Here is an 814-nt window from a genome sequence, read left to right as displayed (position 1 = left end):
TATGTACCGGAGCAGCATTCGCGGCAGTTTCTTTGAGCCAGACGAAATCAAGCAGAAGGTCTACCAGAACTACATCACGCCGGCGAACGACCTTATCGCTGAGTGGCAAGAAGAGTTGTACGACGTTGACCGGCAACGCGAGAACTTAGACGAGATCAAAGAACAGCACTTGAACCAACTCGAACCCGGTGATGTCACGCTACTTGGGTTGATCACGTGGGGTGGCGAGGGGCTGAAAACTAGCAACAACAAAGAGCACATCGCCTACATTGACGAGAGTGAGAGCGCTGAAAGGGTGAAAGACCGGAACGACGACTTCCGGTACGTGGAGCAGAATGAGAAGGCGTACAACTTCATAAACCGCGTCATTCAGGACGAGTACACCATCGATCCGCAGGAACTCACAGAGGAAGAACGATTCAATGGGATCGAATCAGATGAACACGACGGTCGGACGTGGGTACCAATTGAGAAAGGCGCGTCCACTTCAGACGTGTACTACAAGCCCACCGAGCAGTACATCAATTGGAGCAAAGAGAGCCTGGAGAAAATTAGGAACCGTCGTGGTGGGCGTATCCGAGACCCGAGTTATTACTTCAGACGGGCTGTGTTCGCCTCACGTGGTGGGGCAGGTAAGTACAAAACGAAAGCCAGGTACATCAACAACGCCGTGGTGGATTCCAGTGGCGTCGTACTCGTCTCGACCACAGACCGCCTCCCCCCGAAGTATCTACTAGGAATCCTGAACTCAGAAGTCACTAAGTACGTACTCTATCACTTCATCAATGGGACACTCAACGTGCAGGCTGCGGAC

General features: G+C 52.5%; 1 pseudogene. It reads left to right on the top strand.

Going from position 1 to position 814, the window contains the following annotated elements:
- A pseudogene (locus tag C5B91_RS22200) lies at window positions 1-814 on the top strand (BREX-1 system adenine-specific DNA-methyltransferase PglX); the annotation flags it as partial.

Source organism: Haloferax sp. Atlit-10N (assembly GCF_003586325.1).
In the GTDB taxonomy this organism is placed as follows: domain Archaea; phylum Halobacteriota; class Halobacteria; order Halobacteriales; family Haloferacaceae; genus Haloferax; species Haloferax prahovense.
The sequence above is the reverse complement of the archived record's forward strand: the minus strand, read 5'-3'. Positions and strand labels throughout refer to the sequence as shown.